This is a genomic window from Micromonospora sp. NPDC003816 (assembly GCF_042874705.1).
Lineage (GTDB): Bacteria > Actinomycetota > Actinomycetes > Mycobacteriales > Micromonosporaceae > Micromonospora.
The window spans coordinates 1,036,130-1,052,583 of the sequence record NZ_JBIANP010000003.1 but is presented as its reverse complement, the minus strand read 5'-3'; the positions used below and the strand labels follow the sequence as shown (position 1 = coordinate 1,052,583).

Here is a 16,454-nt window from a genome sequence, read left to right as displayed (position 1 = left end):
ATCGTCACCTGCGTCTTACCATCCGGACGCAGATACGGCACCGTCCCGTCCTTCCGCACCGCCGACAACCGACGCGCCAACCGATGCGCCAACGCGATCGGCAACGGCATCAACTCCGGCGTCTCCGAACACGCAAAACCAAACATCATCCCCTGATCACCGGCACCCTGCGCATCCAACGCCGACTCCGACGAACCCGTCCGCAACTCAAAGGCGTTATCCACACCCTGCGCAATATCCGGCGACTGCGCCCCAATCGACACACTCACCCCACACGACGCCCCATCGAAACCCTTCTTCGACGAGTCATACCCGATCCCCAGAATCGTCTCCCGCACGATCGACGGAATATCGGCATACGCCTTCGTCGTCACCTCACCCGCCACATGCACCTGACCAGTCGTGATCAGAGTCTCCACCGCCACACGGCTATGCGGATCCTGGCTGAGCAGGGCATCGAGAATACCGTCACTGATCTGGTCAGCGATCTTGTCCGGGTGGCCTTCCGTGACCGATTCGGACGTGAAGAGGCGGCGTGTCACGGCACTCCTAAGTTGTGGACGTCGTTCCGCGGCAGTCTAGTCACTCACCGCCGAGCGCCGGTCGATGGTCAACATGTGGATCGTGGTCAGGAGGGGCCGTCGGCGAGCCGGGAGACCACCAGGTCCCACACCTCGTCGGCGAGGTCCTCCTTGGACTGTTCAGGCATCCGGGTGACCGAACCGTCCGCACCGATGACGGTGGCCGCGTTGGTCTCGGCACCGAAGACCTTGTCCGGCCCGACCTCGTTGATCACGATGAGGTCGGCCCGCTTACGGGCGAGCTTGGCCCGTCCGTTGGCCTCGGCGTCGCCGGTCTCCGCAGCGAACACCACCAGCAGCTGCTCCGGTCGGCGGCTCCGGCCCAACTCGGCGGCGATGTCCGGGTTGGTCACGAGCGCGATGCTGGGCGCGGTGCCGTCGTCCGACTTCTTGATTTTGCCAGGCGCGTACGTCGCGGGACGGAAATCGGCCGGAGCCGCCGCCATCACCACCGCGTCGGCGTCGACGGCGGCCGCGAGCGTGGCGTCACGCAACTCGCCGGTGGTGCCGACGCGGACGATGTCCGCTCCGGCCGGGTCGGGTAGCTCGACGTTCGCCGAGATCAGCGTGACCCGGGCACCTCGGGCGACCGCCGCCCGGGCGAACGCGTAGCCCTGCTTGCCGGAGGACCGGTTACCGAGGAAGCGCACCGGGTCCAGCGGTTCACGGGTGCCGCCGGCGGTGACGAGGACGTGCTGGCCGGCCAGGTCGGCGGGGGCGTCGACGCCCCGGCGGAGCGCGCGGCGGGCGACCGCGAAGATCTCGGCCGGATCGGGCAACCGGCCCTTGCCGGTGTCGGCACCGGTGAGCCGACCCACCGCCGGTTCGATGACGCGTACGCCCCGGGCCCGCAACGTCGCCACGTTGGCGACGGTGGCCGGGTGCTCCCACATCTCGGTGTGCATGGCCGGCGCCAGCACCACCGGGCAGCGGGCGGTGAGCAGGGTGTTGGTGAGCAGGTCGTCGGCGAGGCCGTGCGCGGCCTTGGCCAGCAGGTCGGCGGTGGCGGGTGCGACCACCACCAGGTCGGCCTGCTGACCGAGGCGGACGTGCGGCACCTCGTGCACGTCGGACCAGACGTCCTCGGCGACCGGTTGACCGGAGAGCGCCGCCCAGGTCGGCGCGCCGACGAACCGCAACGCGGCGGCGGTCGGCACGACCCGGACCTGGTGGCCCGACTCGGTGAACCGGCGTAGCACCTCGCACGCCTTGTAGGCGGCGATGCCGCCACCGACACCGAGGATGATCCGGGCGCTCATCGACGCGCGGAGCCTACGGCTGGTCGGTCGGCTCGGCGGTGAGTAGGCCGGCGTTGATCTCGCGCATCGCGATCGAGAGCGGCTTCTCCTGCGGGGTCGTCTCGACCAGCGGGCCGACGTACTCCAGCAGGCCCTCGCCGAGCTGGCTGTAGTAGGCGTTGACCTGACGCGCGCGCTTGGCCGCGAAGATGACCAGCGCGTACTTCGACGTCGTCTTCTCCAGGAGCTCGTCGATCGGCGGGTTGGTGATGCCTTCGGGGTTGGCGATGGATCCCACGGATTAACCTCTGCGTCTTTCGCACGGACCGCGTGGCACGCGGGGCCGGCGCTCAACCGCGCGGACGCGGCCGGGCCGAAGCCAGGAATGAAGAACCGATCAACCCTACCAGCTCGTCCACCACGCGCTCGGTGCGGTCGTGCGACACGCTGCGGTCGAAGGACGTCAGGACGGCCGTACCCGGACGGCGGCCGGGCGGATGGAGTAGGACGAGTCGCGCGTTGGGTACCACCGCGCGGACCAGCAGCGCCCCGTCGAGGTCGAGCGGCAGCAGCACCGGCGCTCCGGCGGCGAGCCGGTCACGCACCGGCGCCAGCTCCGTGCCACGCCGGTACGTCCCGTAGCGGCTCCATTCCAGCAGTTCGCCGCGGGCCACCCGGCGGTCGAACTCCCGCGGGGCGAGGAAGTGCCGGTGGACGCCCTCCAGCTCGCCCTCCCGGCGGGGCCGGGTGGTGACCGCGAGCGGCGTCCACACAGACGGAGAACGCGCCCGGACCAGCTCGACGACACTCTCCCTACCGGCGCCGGATGGGCCGGCCAGGACAGTGAGCCGAGCCGCCGGGCGCGTCTCGTCATCCAAGCTCACTGCTTGTTTCTACACGCAGCCGTGCTCAGTTGGCGGCGAACTCCCCAAGCAGGGCCTTGCGCTGCTGTTCGCCGAGGCCACGCAGGCGACGGCTGTCGGCGATCTTGAGCTTCTCCATGATCTGGGTGGCTCGGATCTTGCCGATTCCGGGCATCGCCTGCAGCACGGCCGACACCTTCAGCTTGCCGACGACATCGTCGGACTCGGCGCGCGCAAGAACGGCTCCGAGGGTGGTCTTGCCCTGCTTGAGCTGCTCCTTCAGCTCGGCACGGGCTTTGCGGATCTCCGCAGCCTTCTCCAGCGCGGCTGCGCGCTGCTCAGGGGTCAGTGACGGGAGCGGCACCAGTTCTCCTCAGGTCCCTATCGCGACGGGCGGGACGCACCGCCGCATCTGTGAAACGTGGTGTCGCTGTGAACCAAGGGGTTCCCAGCGCGGGGAAAACTAGCGGTCAACGGAGCTTTCGGCAACGTGGGCACGCGATGATCACCGCAAAGTGACCGAGCCGTCAGTCAGTCATGACATCGCCAGGGCCGCCCGGCAGTCCGCCACGGCGCGCTCCGCCGCGGCCCGCAGCGCCTCCGGCCGTGGGCCCGCTCCCAACACCTCCCGGGAGTACGAGGGCAGCACGGAGGTAAGGGCCGAACCGAAGACGACCCGTAGATCGTCGGCCGTGGCGCCCTGTGCGCCGAGCCCGGGTGCGAGCAGCGGACCGTTCACCGCGGAGAGGTCGCAGCCGGTTTCGCCGACCGTCGCACCGACCACCAGGCCGATGCTCCCGAGCGGGGCTGCACCCGCGTTGAGCTGGGAAATCTCGTCGATCACGGTCTGCGCGACGGTGCGCCCGTCGGCACCACGCGCACGCTGGACCGAGGCGCCCTCGGGGTTGGAGGTGAGCGCCAGGACGAAGACTCCGCCGCCGTGCTCGACGGCCAGCTCGAACATCGGAGCGAGCGAGCCGACCCCCAGGAAGGGGCTCGCGGTCACCGCGTCGACATACATGGGACTGGATGGGTCCAGGTACGCCGAGGCGTACGCGCGGACGGTCGAACCGATGTCGCCGCGCTTGACGTCCAGCAGAACGAGCGATCCGGAATCTCGTAACTGTCGGATAGTTGACTCAAGTACCGCCACCCCTTGAGACCCGAACCGCTCGAAGAAGGCCGACTGGGGCTTGACCACCGCAACCCGGTCACCGAGGGCGTCCACGACGGTCCGGGCGAAGCGTCGCAACCCGTCGACGTCGTCGTCGAGCCCCCACTTCGCCAGCAGTTCCGGATGGGGATCGATGCCTACGCAGAGCGGACCCCGCTCGTCGACCGCCCGGTGCAGCCGCGTGCCGAAACTCTCCATCAGCCAGCTTTCCTCTCGTCCTCAACCTGTCGCGCTCGTCTACTCAACCTGTGTCCCTGATCCGCGACGATCTACTCAGCCCGCCCTGATAGCTGCCGCGACACCGGTCGCCACCCGTGCCAGATCGGCGTCCGAGGTGACGTACGGCGGCATCGTGTAGACCAGATCCCGGAACGGCCGCAGCCACACGCCCTCGGCCACCGCGGCGGCGGTGGCGGCGGCGACGTCCACCTCGTGGTCCAGCTGCACGACGCCGATCCCGCCGAGCACCCGCACGTCCGTCACGCCCGGTGCGCCGCGCAGCGGCTCCAGCCCGTCATGCAGACCGCGCTGGAGCCGCGCCACCTCACCGGCCCAGTCACCGGCCCGCAGCAGTCCCAGCGAGGCGTTGGCGACCGCGCAGGCGAGCGGGTTGCCCATGAACGTCGGGCCGTGCGCCAGGACCCCGCCGGTCCGGATGCCCCGCGCCACCTCCGCCGTGCAGAGCGCGGCGGCCAGCGTCAGGTAGCCGCCGGTGAGCGCCTTGCCGACGCACATCACGTCCGGGCTGACCCCGGCGTGCTCGGCGGCGAACATCGTCCCGGTCCGACCGAAGCCGGTGGCGATCTCGTCGAAGATCAGCAGTACCCCGTGCGCCCGGGTCACCTCCCGCAGCACCCGCAGGTAGTGCGGATGGTGGAAACGCATCCCACCGGCCCCCTGGACGACCGGCTCGACGATCACCGCCGCCAGTTCGTGGGCGTGCCGCTCCACCGCCTCCACCAGCGCCGCCTCGTACGCCGGGTCGGGATCGGACGCGAAGCCACCGGGCGGCACCGGCGCGAACACCTGCCGAGGCAGCACGTCGCCCCAGAGGTGGTGCATGCCGCCCTCGGGATCACAGACGCTCATCGGGTGGAACGTGTCGCCGTGGTACCCGCCCCGCCAGGTGCCCAGCCGGCGGCGCTCCGGCCGACCGACGGCCCGCTGGTACTGCAGGCACATCTTCACCGCGACCTCGACGCTGACCGACCCGGAGTCGGCCAGGAACACGTGCGCCAACCCCTCCGGCGCCAACTCGACCAGGGTCCGGGCCAACCGCACGGCCGGTTCGTGGGTCAGCCCGCCGAACATCACGTGGCTCATCCGGCCGAGTTGGTCGGTCACCGCCGCGTCCAGCACCGGATGCCGGTAACCGTGGATCGCCGACCACCAGGACGACATGCCGTCGACGAGCGTGCGGCCGTCGGCCAGCCGCAGCCGTACGCCCTCGGCCTCCGTCACCAGGTACGGCGGCACCGCCGGCGGCAGCGCCGCGTACGGGTGCCAGACGTGCGCCGCGTCGGCGGTGAGGATCTCCTCCGGCGTCATCCGCCCTCCCTCTCCACGCTGCCCATGCCCACTCCCGCCTCCGGTAGCGGGGACTCGCCGTCCGCGCGCCCGCGCCGCACTCCCCTGTGGCCCCTTTGCTCTGCTTCAACCCACGCTCTGGTTCTCGGCGGAAACCGATGCGTGGGTTGAAGCAGAGCAAAGGCCGCGCGGAGGCACTCCTCCGGCCGACCGGCCGGACCCCACCGATGCGCCCGTCGAAGCAGAGCAAAGGCCACGCGGGAGCACCCCACCGGCCGACCGGCCGGGCCCCGACAGGGCGCGGACGGACTCCGGGGCGCGGAGGCACGACGGTGTCCGGGGAGAGGCGGGCCTTCGGGGAGAGGCGATGGCCCCGGGTGAGGCGAGCATGCCGAGGTCGGCGTGGTGGGGGCGGCGATGCCTGGTGTTCGTGGCCGTCCGCTCCGGCGGGAGCGGGGGTGGCGCCGCCGCCTCATCCGGCTCACGACCCGGTCGTGGCCGGAGCCGGGGCAGCCGCCGCCGCGCGGGCGACCGCGCGGGGCAGAGCCGGCCCCCGGTAGATGAAGCCGGTGTAGAGCTGGACCAGACTGGCGCCCGCGTCGAACATCCGGGCGGCGTCGTCGGGGTCCACGATGCCGCCCACTCCGATGATCGGCAGCCGGCCACCGGTCTCGGTGTGCACGAAGGACACCACCTGCCGGGCCCGGTCGGCCAGCGGGCGGCCGGAGAGCCCCCCGGTCTCGGCGGACCGGGCCTCGTCGGCCGGGGCGAGCCCGGTGCGGCCGAGGGTGGTGTTCGTGGCGATCACCCCGGCCGCGCCCCGGGCCAGGCAGACCTCCAGCAGCTCGGCGATGGCCGCGTCGGTCAGGTCCGGCGCGATCTTCACCAGCACCGGCTTCTCCCCCACCAGCGCGGCCAGCAGCGCATCCAGGTGGGCGCGGTCCTGCAACGCGCGCAACCCCGGCGTGTTCGGCGAGGAGACGTTGACCGCGAAGTAGTCGCCGTGCCCGCGCAACGCGTGGTACGACGCCCGGTAGTCCTCCACCGCCTCGTCCAGCGGCGTCACCTTCGACTTGCCCAGCGAGATCCCCAGCGGTACGCCGAGCGGACGGGGCAACGCCGCGAGCCGGGCGGCCAGCGCCTCGGCCCCGGCGTTGTTGAACCCCATCCGGTTGATCACGGCCTCGCTGTCCGGCAGCCGGAACAGCCTCGGCCGAGGGTTGCCCGGCTGCGGGTACGCGGTTACCGTGCCGACCTCGACGAAGCCGAAGCCGAGCGCCGGCCAGGCCGGCAGCGCGGCACCGTCCTTGTCCATCCCGGCGGCCAGGCCGACCGGGTTGGGGAACCGCACCCCGAAGACCGTACGGGGGGCGGGCACGGCGTACCGGGCCCGCAGTGCCGCCAGCGCGACCGGCCGCCCGGAGAGGGCGGCCAACCGGCGCAGCGTCCACTCGTGCGCCGCCTCGGCGTCACCACCACCGATGCGGAACAGCCCGCGCCGCAGCGTCCGCTCGAAGATCACCGGCTGGCCCGCAGAGTGGCGTGCAGGTCCTGCAACGGGCGTACCTGCATGTCGCCCCGGATCAGGGCCTCGATGCCCATCACCGCAGCGGCGGCACCGGGCACCGTGGTGACGCACGGGATGTCCGCGGTCACCGCCGCGCTGCGGATCTCGTACCCGTCGGAGCGGGCACTCGCGCCGGAACCCTGCGGAGTGTTGATCACCAGCGCCACCCGACCGGAGCGGATCAGCGAGACGGCGTCGTCGTCGGCACCGGCCTCGTAGTGCTTGGCCGCCAGCTCGCAGGCGATGCCGTGGCGGCGCAGCACCTCGGCGGTGCCGCTGGTCGCCACGATCTCGAAGCCCAGGTCGGCCAGGCGCTTCACCGGGAAGATCATGCCGCGCTTGTCGCGGTTCGCCACCGACACGAAGATCTTGCCCTGGGTGGGCAGCGAGCCGTACGCGGCCGACTGGGACTTGGCGAAGGCGTGCCCGAAGGCGGTGTCGATGCCCATCACCTCGCCGGTCGACTTCATCTCCGGACCGAGCAGCGAGTCCACCCCCTTGCCGGCCGGCGTGCGGAACCGCTTGAACGGCAGCACCGCCTCCTTCACCGCGATCGGGGCGTCCGGCGGCAGCGAGCCACCGTCCCCGGTCGCCGGAAGCATCCCCTCGGCGCGCAGCTCCGCGACGGTGGCGCCGAGCGCGATCCGGGCCGCCGCCTTGGCCAGCGGCACCGCCGTGGCCTTGGAGACGAACGGCACGGTCCGCGAGGCACGCGGGTTGGCCTCCAGCACGTACAGCGCGTCGTCCTTCAGCGCGTACTGCACGTTGAGCAGGCCGCGTACGCCGATGCCCCGGGCGATCGCCTCGGTGTACCCGCGCACCTGGGCCACGTGGGAACTGGCCAGGGTGATCGGCGGCAGCGCGCACGAGGAGTCGCCGGAGTGGATGCCGGCCTCCTCGATGTGCTCCATGATCCCGCCGAGGTAGACCTCGCCGTCGGCGTCGCAGAGCGCGTCCACGTCGATCTCGATGGCGTCGTCCAGGAACCGGTCCACCAGCACCGGATGGTCCGGCGAGATGTCGGTGGCCCGCCCGATGTAGTCGCGCAGCGTCACGTCGTCGTAGACGATCTCCATGCCCCGCCCGCCGAGCACGTACGAGGGGCGGACCAGCACCGGGTAGCCGATCTCGTCGGCGATCCCCTTCGCCTCCTCGTACGAGGTGGCGGTGCCGTGTGCGGGCGCCCGCAGCCCGGCCCGGGCCAGTAGCGACCCGAACGCGCCGCGTTCCTCCGCCAGGTGGATCGACTCCGGGGAGGTGCCCACCACCGGCACCCCGGCGTCCTTGAGCCGCTGCGCCAGCCCGAGCGGCGTCTGCCCGCCGAGCTGCACGATCACGCCGATCACGCCCGGCCCGCCGGCCTCGCGACCGGAGGTGTCCTCGGCGTGCCAGACCTCCAGCACGTCCTCGAACGTGAGCGGCTCGAAGTAGAGCCGGTCGGCGGTGTCGTAGTCGGTGGAGACCGTCTCCGGGTTGCAGTTGATCATGACGGTCTCGAACCCGCCGGCACCGGCCGGACCGGCCGGCGCCTCCCGCAACGCCTGGACCGCGTGCACGCAGGAGTAGTCGAACTCGATGCCCTGCCCGATGCGGTTCGGCCCGGAACCGAGGATCAGCACCTTCGGCCGCGCCGAGCCGACCACCTCGGTCTCGGAGTCGTACGAGGAGTAGTGGTAAGGAGTGCTCGCCTCGAACTCGGCGGCGCAGGTGTCCACCGTCTTGTAGACCGGCCGGACGTCCAGCCGGTGCCGCAGCGTGCGTACCCCGTCCTCGGCGGCCAGCTCCGGACGCAGCACGGCCAGCTGCCGGTCGGAGAGCCCGGCCCGCTTGGCCCGGCGCAGCAGTCCGGCGTCGAGCACCGGCGCGGCCACGATCTCGGCACGCAGCTCCACCAACCCGGCGATCTGGTCCAGGAACCACGGGTCGATCCCGCCGGAGGCGGCGCTGACCTCGGCGATCGAGGCGCCCAACCGCAGCGCCCGCTCCACCGTGTAGAGCCGGCCGTCGTGCGGTACGCCCAACGCGGCGAGGGTGTTCTCCTTGGTCGCGTCCGCCGGGTCGGGCAGGGTCCAGAAACCCGTCGCCTTGGTCTCCAGCGAACGCATCGCCTTGTTCAGCGCCTCGGTGAAGTTGCGCCCGAGGCTCATCGCCTCGCCGACGGACTTCATCGTGGTGGTCAGCTCCGGGTCCGCGCCGGGGAACTTCTCGAACGCGAACCGGGGGATCTTCACCACCACGTAGTCGAGCGACGGCTCGAAGGCCGCCGGCGTCTTGAGGGTGATGTCGTTGGGGATCTCGTCCAGGGTGTAGCCGATGGCCAGCTTCGCGGCGATCTTCGCGATCGGGAACCCGGTCGCCTTCGAGGCCAGCGCCGAGGAACGCGACACCCGGGGATTCATCTCGATGACCACGATCCGGCCGTCGGCCGGGTTGATGGCGAACTGGATGTTGCAGCCGCCGGTGTCCACGCCGACCTCACGCAGCACCGCGATGCCCAGGTCACGCAGGTCCTGGTACTCCCGGTCGGTCAACGTCATGGCCGGCGCCACGGTCACGCTGTCGCCGGTGTGCACGCCCATCGGGTCGACGTTCTCGATCGAGCAGACCACCACCACGTTGTCGTGGCGGTCCCGCATCAGTTCGAGCTCGTACTCCTTCCAACCGAGCACGCTCTCCTCGATCAGCACCTCGTGCACCGGGCTGGCGTCCAGCCCGGCACCGGCGATGCGCTCCAGGTCGGCGTCGGTGTGCGCCATGCCCGAACCGAGGCCGCCCATGGTGAACGACGGCCGGATCACCACCGGCAGACCCAACTCCCCGGCCGTCTCGCGGACCTCGTCCATCGAGTGGCAGACCCGCGACCGCGGCACCAGCCCGGCCGGGTCCTCGATCCCGATGCGTACGCCGGCCTTGGCCACGATGTCCTTGAACAGCTGCCGGTCCTCACCGCGACGGATCGCCTCGACGTCCGCGCCGATCAGCTCGACGCCGTACTTGTCGAGCACACCGGCCTCGTGCAGCGCCACGGCGGTGTTCAGCGCGGTCTGCCCGCCCAGCGTGGGCAGCACGGCGTCCGGCCGCTCCTTGGCGATGACCAGCTCCACGAACTCCGGAGTGATCGGCTCGACGTAGGTGGCGTCGGCGAACTCCGGGTCGGTCATGATGGTCGCCGGGTTCGAGTTGACCAGGCTGACCCGGATCCCCTCGCTGCGCAGCACCCGGCAGGCCTGGGTGCCCGAGTAGTCGAACTCGCAGGCCTGCCCGATGATGATCGGCCCGGAGCCGATCACCAGGATGTGCTTGAGATCGGTCCGCTTAGGCATTCGTACGCCCCTCGCTGTGGGTCCGGCCCTCGATCAACTCGGCGAACCGGTCGAAGAGATAGTCCGCGTCGTGCGGACCGGCTGCCGCTTCCGGGTGGTACTGGACGGTGAAGGCGGGCACGTCCCGGGCCCGCAGCCCCTCGACCACGTTGTCGTTGAGGCAGAGATGGCTCACCTGCACGCCGCCGAACTCGGTCTCGATCACCTGGTCCGGCACCACCGCACCCGGCGTCACGCCGGGCACCTCCACCGCGAAGCCGTGGTTGTGGCTGGTCACCTCCACCTTGCCGGTGACCCGGTCGATGACCGGCTGGTTGATGCCCCGGTGGCCGTACCCGAGCTTGTAGGTGCCGAAGCCGAGCGCCCGCCCCAGGATCTGGCTGCCGAAGCAGATGCCGAACAGCGGCATCCGCCGCCGCAGCACCTCCCGGGCCAACCCGACCGGCCCGTCGGCGGTGGCCGGGTCGCCCGGACCGGGCGAGAAGAAGACCGCGTCCGCCCCGGTCGCCAGCAGGTCCTCAATGGACGAGTGCGCCGGCATGACGTGCGTGGTCACCCCACGGGCGGCGAGCCGACGCGGCACGTTGCGCTTGATCCCCAGGTCGAGCGCGGCCACCGTGAACCGGTGCTCGCCCTCGGCCCGCACCACGTACGGCTCCGCCGTGGTCACCTCGGCGGAGAGGTCCGCGCCGAGCATCTGCGGCGACTCGCGTACCCGGGCCAGCAGCGCCCGCGGGTCGTCCTCGACGCTGGAGACACCGACCCGCATCGCGCCGCGCTCGCGCAGGTGCCGGGTCAACGCCCGGGTGTCCACCCCGCTGATGCCGACGATGCCCTCGGTGCCGAGCCGGTCCTCCAGGCCACCGGTGGCCCGCCAGTTCGAGCTGGCCCGGGCCGGGTCACGCACCACGTACCCGGCCACCCAGATGCGTCGTGACTCGTCGTCGGAGCCGTTGACCCCGGTGTTGCCGATGTGCGGGGCGGTCTGCACGACGACCTGACGGTGGTACGACGGGTCGGTCAGCGTCTCCTGGTAACCGGTCATACCGGTGTTGAACACCGCCTCGCCGAAGGTCTCCCCGACGCTGCCGTACGACTCGCCGTGGAACGTGCGACCGTCCTCCAGGACGAGAATCGCGGGACGCCTACGACTCACTTGATTGCCTTTCCGTCCAGGACCGTCGCCTCGCCACGCAGGAAGGTCGCCACGATGCGACCCGGCAGCGTCATCCGGGCGTACGGGGTGTTGCGGCTACGACTGGCCATCTCGGCCGGCTCGATCACCCGGCGGACCTCCGGGTCGACCAGGGTCAGGTTGGCCGGTACGCCCGGCGCCGGGTCGTGCCCGTGCTCGGTCAGACCGGCGATCCGCGCCGGCGTACGCGACATCCGCTCGGCGATCAGGTCCCACTCCGGGCCGAGCACGTCGAGCGCGATCGACAGCGCCGTCTCCAGCCCGAGCATCCCGGGCCGGGCGTACGCCCACTCGCACTCCTTGTCCTCCACCGCGTGCGGGGCGTGGTCGGTGGCCACGATGTCGATCACCCCGTCGACCAGGGCGGCCCGCAGTGCGGCGATGTCGGTGGCGGTCCGCAGCGGCGGGTTCACCTTGAAGACCGGGTCGTACGCCCCGGCCGGGCTCCAGCCCTCCGCGACCTCGGGGCTCGCAAGCTCACTCCTCCCGCTCACGAGAGTGTCGGTGAGCAGCAGGTGGTGCGGGGTCACCTCGGCGGTGACCCGTACCCCCCGGGCCTTCGCCTGGCGCAGCACCTCGACGCTGCCGGCGGTGGAGACGTGGCAGACGTGCAGTCGGCTGCCGACGTGCTCGGCCAGCAGCACGTCCCGGGCGATGATGGCCTCCTCGGCCACCGCCGGCCAGCCGGTCAGGCCCAGCCGCGTGGAGACCTCGCCCTCGTGCATCTGCGCGCCCTCGGTGAGCCGGGGCTCCTCGGCGTGCTGGGCGATGATGCCGTCGAACGCCTTGACGTACTCCAGCGCGCGGCGCATCAGCCGGGGGTCGGCGACGCAGTGCCCGTCGTCGGAGAAGATCCGCACCCGGGCGGCGGAGTCGGCCATCGCGCCCAGCTCGGCGAGGCGCTCACCGGCCAGCCCGACGGTGACCGCGCCGATCGGCTGCACGTCGACCAGCCCGGCCTCCCGACCGAGCCGCCACACCTGCTCGACCACCCCGGCGGTGTCCGCCACCGGCGAGGTGTTCGCCATCGCGCAGACCGCCGTGTACCCGCCCAGCGCCGCCGACCGCGACCCCGTCTCGACCGTCTCGGCGTCCTCCCGGCCCGGCTCGCGCAGGTGCGTGTGCAGGTCGACCAGGCCCGGCAGGGCGACCAGCCCGGCGGCCTCGACCACGGTCGCGTCCGGCGCGGAGAGCCCCGCGCCGGCCTCGGCGACCACGCCGTCGCGGATCAGCAGGTCGGTCGGTGCGGCACCGAGCACGCTGACGTTCCTGATCAGGTACGAGTTCACCGGTTGTTCCCCCCGAGCAGCAGGTAGAGGACGGCCATCCGCACGGAGACCCCGTTGGCGACCTGTTCGACGATGGTGGAGCGGGGCGAGTCGGCGACCTCCGGCGTGATCTCCATGCCCCGGTTCATCGGACCGGGGTGCATGACGATCGCGTGCTCCGGAAGCCGGCGCATCCGCGGGCCGTCCAGGCCGTAGCGGCGGGCATACTCGCGGGCGGACGGAAAGTAGGAGTCGCCCATCCGCTCCCGCTGCACCCGCAGCATCATCACCACGTCCGACGACGGCAGCACCGCGTCCAGGTCGTAGCAGACGTCCGTGCCGGGAGCGAGGGCGGCGACGATGTCGCGCGGAATGAGCGTCGGCGGCCCGACCAGGGTCACCTTCGCGCCGAGCGTGGACAGCAGCAGCACGTTCGAGCGGGCCACCCGGGAGTGCAGCACGTCGCCCACCACCGCGACCGACAGGCCGGCCAGGCGGCCCAGCCGGGAGCGCATCGTGTACGCGTCGAGCAGCGCCTGCGTCGGGTGCTCGTGGGTGCCGTCACCGGCGTTGACCACCGAGCCGTCGACCCAGTCGGCGAGGCGGTGCGGGGCACCGGAGGCAGGATGGCGGACCACCACCGCGTCGGCGCCCATCGCCTGGAGGGTCAACGCGGTGTCCTTCAGGCTCTCGCCCTTGGCGACGCTGGAACCCTTCGCGGAAAAGTTGATCACGTCGGCGCTGAGCCGCTTCGCCGCCGCCTCGAAGGAGATCCGGGTACGGGTGGAGTCCTCGTAGAACAGGTTCACCACCGTCCGGCCGCGCAGCGCGGGCAGCTTCTTCACCTCACGCCCGGCCACCGCGGACATCTCCCCGGCGGTGTCCAGGATCTGGGTCGCGGTCTCGGCGTCCAGGTCGGCGCCGGAGAGCAGGTGCCTGATCACTTTGCCCGCCTTCCGTTCGCGACTGCGGGGCTCCGCTTCGCTGCACTCCTCGCGCTCACGAGAGGGTCACCTCCCCGTAGAGACGGACCTCGTCGGCACCGTCAGTCTCGGCGAGCGTGACCTTGACGCTCTCGGCGAGGGCCGTCGGGATGTTCTTGCCCACGTAGTCGGCGCGGATCGGCAACTGCCGGTGGCCCCGGTCGACCAACACGGCGAGTTGCACCGAGGAGGGCCGTCCGAGATCGCCGAGCGCGTCCAGCGCGGCGCGGACCGTGCGGCCGGAGAAGAGCACGTCGTCGACGAGGACCACCCGCATGCCGTCGATGCCGCCGGCCGGGAGCTGGGTCGGACCGACCGCCCGGGTGGCGTTGCGGCGCAGGTCGTCGCGGTAGAGCGTGATGTCCAGCACGCCGACCGGCACGGAGACGTCCTCGAAGGCGCTGATCCGCGCGGCGAGGCGCCGGGCGAGCGGGGCGCCACGGGTCGGGATGCCCAACAACACGGTGTCGCCGGCGCCCTGGGTCTTCTCGAGGATCTGGTGTGCGATCCGGTCGACGACGCGTTGCACGTCGGCGCTGGTCAGGATCACCTTCACCGAGGGTTGTCGCGGCGGCGACGAATGGGCAGCCGATGGGTAGGCCACGGCGGACCTCCTTCCCCGCCTCACGGGACGGGTCGTTAAAGGACGTCGGGTACTCCGGACCGGTCAAGATCGGCCGGCGGAGGGGCTTCGGCCACGTTACCAGTGGTCGTCGCCGCGACCACCCTCGGGAGCGAGTGGTCCCGGCCACGCACGGCGTGACCGTACGCGTATCGGTTCAGCGGGCAGAACGGGACAACTCACCCGGAGCCTCCAACCGGCGGCTCTCGACCACTTGACCGGGTGTACGAATCCCCGTACCGTCACGCTCCGTAGCGATCGCTGGGAGAACCCCGAGCAGCACTGGGAGTGTCCGAATGCCCTCTGAATACGCCAAGTCTCTGGGCGCCCGCCTGCGCTCCATCCGCCAGCAGCAGGGCCTGTCCCTGCAGGGCGTGGAGGAGAAGTCGAACGGGCGCTGGAAGGCGGTGGTGGTCGGCTCGTACGAGCGCGGCGACCGTGCCGTCACCGTGTCCCGTCTGGCCGAGTTGGCCGAGTTCTACCGCGTTCCCGTATCGGAGTTGCTGCCCGACGGCAGCGGAGTGCGGCACGAGCCCACCAGCAAGATCGTGCTGGACCTGGAGCGGCTCTACGACGAGGCCAGCGAGGAGCTCGCCTACGTCGCCCGGTACGCCCGCGCCATCCAGCAGCAGCGGGGCGACTACAACGGTCGGGTGCTGTCGATCCGCGCCGACGACCTGCGCGCCCTCGCCATCGTCTACGACGCCTCCCCGTCCGGCCTGATCGAGCGCCTGACCGAGCACGGTGTGCTCGTCGCCGACCCGCGGGCGTTCTTCGCCTCCTGACCCCTGACGACAAAGGGGCCCTGCCATCCGGCATGGGCCCCTTTGTCGTAGGTCCGGCTGTCGCGGGACCGGTTGTCGCGCCGGCCCTGGTGCGTCCGGCCCGTCGGCGGGAGCGTTCAGCGGGTCGCGTACTCGGCGATCCGGCCGAGCAGACCGTTGAGGAAGCGTGGCGAGTCGTCCGTCGACATCTGTCGGGCCAACTCCACCGCCTCACTGATCGCCACCGCGTCGTCGATCTCGTCGATGTAGAGCAGCTCGTAGACCGCGATCCGGGCCAGGTTCCGGTCGACCGTCGGCATCCGGTCCAGCGTCCAGCCCTCGGCGTAACTGGCGATCAGCTCGTCGATCCGGTCCAGGTTCCCGGCCACGCCCTCGACCAGGCCGACCGCGTACCCGAGGTGTTCGGGATGCGGCTTGTCGAGCCGCTCGATGTAACCGGCGAGCACCTCCACCGGTGGACGATCACGCAGGTCGGCCTCGAAGAGCACGTCCAGCGCCCGCTTGCGCGCCTTGCGGCGCGCCGGCATCTGCTGTTTGGGACCCTCGGCCATCAGGAGGCGCGGCCGAGGTAACGACCGTCGCGGGTGTCGACCTTGATCTTCTCGCCGGTGGTGATGAAGAGCGGCACGTTCACGGTCGCGCCGGTCTCGACGGTCGCCGGCTTGTTGCCGCCGGTCGAACGGTCACCCTGCAGGCCGGGCTCGGTGTAGGTGACCTCGAGCACGACCGAGGTCGACAGCTCGATGTACAGCGGGACGCCCTCGTGCGTGGCCACGATCGCCTCGGCCTCGGGCAGCAGATAGTTGGCGGCCTCGCCGACCGTCCCGCCGGGCACCGTGATCTGGTCGAACGTCTCCATGTCCATGAAGACGAAGTCCTCGCCGTCGGCGTAGAGGTACTGCATGGTGCGCTTGTCCACGGTCGCGGTCTCGACCTTGGTGCCCGCGTTGAAGGTCTTGTCGACGACCTTGCCGGAGAGCACGTTCTTCAGCGTGGTACGCACGAACGCACCACCCTTACCGGGCTTGACGTGCTGGAACTCGACGACGGCCCAGAGCTCCCCGTCGAGGTTGAGTACCAGGCCGTTCTTCAGGTCGTTGGTGGTGGCCATTTCCTGCCTTGATCATCAGCTGGCGGACAGACCTGACAAGTCTACTCGCCGCCGCCCGACCCGCTGCCCGCCGCCGTCCCGCTCACCCCGCGACCCCCGATCCGGCGGCCACCCGGTCCCGCCAGTCGGGGCGATCGGGCAGGGCCCGGAGGACCACCGCACCCATTCGATCGTCACGGCCGGTAGCGTCGCCGTTCCCCCGGATCACCCCCACGCC

The 16,454-nt window shown here is 71.2% G+C and carries 16 protein-coding genes; 1 reads left to right on the top strand and 15 read right to left on the bottom strand.

Going from position 1 to position 16,454, the window contains the following annotated elements:
* From ACFYTT_RS15625 to pyrR, 13 genes are all read right to left on the bottom strand, one after another.
* A partial coding sequence (locus ACFYTT_RS15625; protein ID WP_387259701.1) for an S-adenosylmethionine synthetase N-terminal domain-containing protein occupies window positions 1-542 on the bottom strand: 542 nt, incomplete at its 3' end.
* Between the two features lie 86 nt (window positions 543-628).
* On the bottom strand, window positions 629-1,840 hold the full coding sequence (coaBC, locus tag ACFYTT_RS15620) for a bifunctional phosphopantothenoylcysteine decarboxylase/phosphopantothenate--cysteine ligase CoaBC (RefSeq protein WP_387259698.1): 1,212 nt from the start codon (window positions 1,838-1,840) through the stop codon (window positions 629-631).
* A 13-nt stretch (window positions 1,841-1,853) separates the two neighbouring features.
* The gene (gene rpoZ, locus ACFYTT_RS15615) at window positions 1,854-2,117 is read right to left on the bottom strand and encodes a DNA-directed RNA polymerase subunit omega (protein WP_007075826.1); all 264 of its coding nucleotides are present in this window, start codon (window positions 2,115-2,117) and stop codon (window positions 1,854-1,856) included.
* 52 nt (window positions 2,118-2,169) lie between these two features.
* The gene (locus ACFYTT_RS15610) at window positions 2,170-2,703 is read right to left on the bottom strand and encodes a guanylate kinase (protein ID WP_387259696.1); all 534 of its coding nucleotides are present in this window, start codon (window positions 2,701-2,703) and stop codon (window positions 2,170-2,172) included.
* Window positions 2,704-2,728: 25 nt separating this feature from the next.
* Entirely contained in the window at window positions 2,729-3,046 is a 318-nt protein-coding gene (gene mihF / locus ACFYTT_RS15605) for an integration host factor, actinobacterial type (protein ID WP_117229171.1), read from the bottom strand.
* Between the two features lie 171 nt (window positions 3,047-3,217).
* Complete coding sequence (gene pyrF / locus ACFYTT_RS15600; RefSeq protein WP_131055411.1) at window positions 3,218-4,054, bottom strand: orotidine-5'-phosphate decarboxylase; 837 nt, start codon at window positions 4,052-4,054, stop codon at window positions 3,218-3,220.
* Window positions 4,055-4,129: 75 nt separating this feature from the next.
* Window positions 4,130-5,404, bottom strand: coding sequence for an adenosylmethionine--8-amino-7-oxononanoate transaminase (locus tag ACFYTT_RS15595; RefSeq protein ID WP_131055413.1), 1,275 nt, complete (start codon window positions 5,402-5,404; stop codon window positions 4,130-4,132).
* Between the two features lie 460 nt (window positions 5,405-5,864).
* On the bottom strand, window positions 5,865-6,905 hold the full coding sequence (locus tag ACFYTT_RS15590; RefSeq protein WP_176093305.1) for a quinone-dependent dihydroorotate dehydrogenase: 1,041 nt from the start codon (window positions 6,903-6,905) through the stop codon (window positions 5,865-5,867).
* Window positions 6,902-10,273, bottom strand: coding sequence for a carbamoyl-phosphate synthase large subunit (gene carB, locus ACFYTT_RS15585; RefSeq protein WP_387259692.1), 3,372 nt, complete (start codon window positions 10,271-10,273; stop codon window positions 6,902-6,904). Before carB ends, ACFYTT_RS15590 begins: the two co-directional genes overlap by 4 nt.
* On the bottom strand, window positions 10,266-11,429 hold the full coding sequence (gene carA / locus ACFYTT_RS15580) for a glutamine-hydrolyzing carbamoyl-phosphate synthase small subunit (RefSeq protein ID WP_387259689.1): 1,164 nt from the start codon (window positions 11,427-11,429) through the stop codon (window positions 10,266-10,268). Before carA ends, carB begins: the two co-directional genes overlap by 8 nt.
* Window positions 11,426-12,757, bottom strand: coding sequence for a dihydroorotase (locus tag ACFYTT_RS15575; protein WP_387259686.1), 1,332 nt, complete (start codon window positions 12,755-12,757; stop codon window positions 11,426-11,428). Before ACFYTT_RS15575 ends, carA begins: the two co-directional genes overlap by 4 nt.
* Entirely contained in the window at window positions 12,754-13,680 is a 927-nt protein-coding gene (locus tag ACFYTT_RS15570) for an aspartate carbamoyltransferase catalytic subunit (RefSeq protein WP_131053398.1), read from the bottom strand. The genes ACFYTT_RS15575 and ACFYTT_RS15570 overlap by 4 nt, the downstream gene beginning before the upstream one ends.
* A gap of 55 nt (window positions 13,681-13,735) precedes the next feature.
* Window positions 13,736-14,323 carry a bifunctional pyr operon transcriptional regulator/uracil phosphoribosyltransferase PyrR gene (gene pyrR, locus ACFYTT_RS15565; protein WP_387259683.1) on the bottom strand — a complete coding sequence of 196 codons (588 nt, stop codon included), beginning with the start codon at window positions 14,321-14,323 and terminating at the stop codon, window positions 13,736-13,738.
* A gap of 314 nt (window positions 14,324-14,637) precedes the next feature.
* On the opposite strand from pyrR, the gene ACFYTT_RS15560 reads away from it, so the two are divergent.
* Window positions 14,638-15,126 (top strand): transcriptional regulator, encoded by a 489-nt coding sequence (locus ACFYTT_RS15560; RefSeq protein ID WP_117229180.1) that lies wholly within the window; start codon window positions 14,638-14,640, stop codon window positions 15,124-15,126.
* A gap of 116 nt (window positions 15,127-15,242) precedes the next feature.
* Here ACFYTT_RS15560 and nusB read toward each other — a convergent pair whose 3' ends face one another.
* Window positions 15,243-15,653 (bottom strand): transcription antitermination factor NusB, encoded by a 411-nt coding sequence (nusB, locus tag ACFYTT_RS15555; RefSeq protein WP_176093304.1) that lies wholly within the window; start codon window positions 15,651-15,653, stop codon window positions 15,243-15,245.
* Between the two features lie 23 nt (window positions 15,654-15,676).
* Window positions 15,677-16,237 carry an elongation factor P gene (gene efp, locus ACFYTT_RS15550; RefSeq protein WP_131053401.1) on the bottom strand — a complete coding sequence of 187 codons (561 nt, stop codon included), beginning with the start codon at window positions 16,235-16,237 and terminating at the stop codon, window positions 15,677-15,679.
* Between the last annotated feature and the right edge of the window lie 217 nt (window positions 16,238-16,454).

Excerpts from the sequence above, each read along its gene's own strand:
- ACFYTT_RS15595 (WP_131055413.1), bottom strand. The coding sequence starts at position 5,404 with ATGACGCCGGAGGAGATCCTCACCGCCGACGCGGCGCACGTCTGGCAC.
- carB (WP_387259692.1), bottom strand. The coding sequence starts at position 10,273 with ATGCCTAAGCGGACCGATCTCAAGCACATCCTGGTGATCGGCTCCGGG.
- coaBC (WP_387259698.1), bottom strand. The coding sequence starts at position 1,840 with ATGAGCGCCCGGATCATCCTCGGTGTCGGTGGCGGCATCGCCGCCTAC.
- efp (WP_131053401.1), bottom strand. The coding sequence starts at position 16,237 with ATGGCCACCACCAACGACCTGAAGAACGGCCTGGTACTCAACCTCGAC.
- nusB (WP_176093304.1), bottom strand. The coding sequence starts at position 15,653 with ATGCCGGCGCGCCGCAAGGCGCGCAAGCGGGCGCTGGACGTGCTCTTC.
- ACFYTT_RS15560 (WP_117229180.1), top strand. The coding sequence starts at position 14,638 with ATGCCCTCTGAATACGCCAAGTCTCTGGGCGCCCGCCTGCGCTCCATC.
- pyrF (WP_131055411.1), bottom strand. The coding sequence starts at position 4,054 with ATGGAGAGTTTCGGCACGCGGCTGCACCGGGCGGTCGACGAGCGGGGT.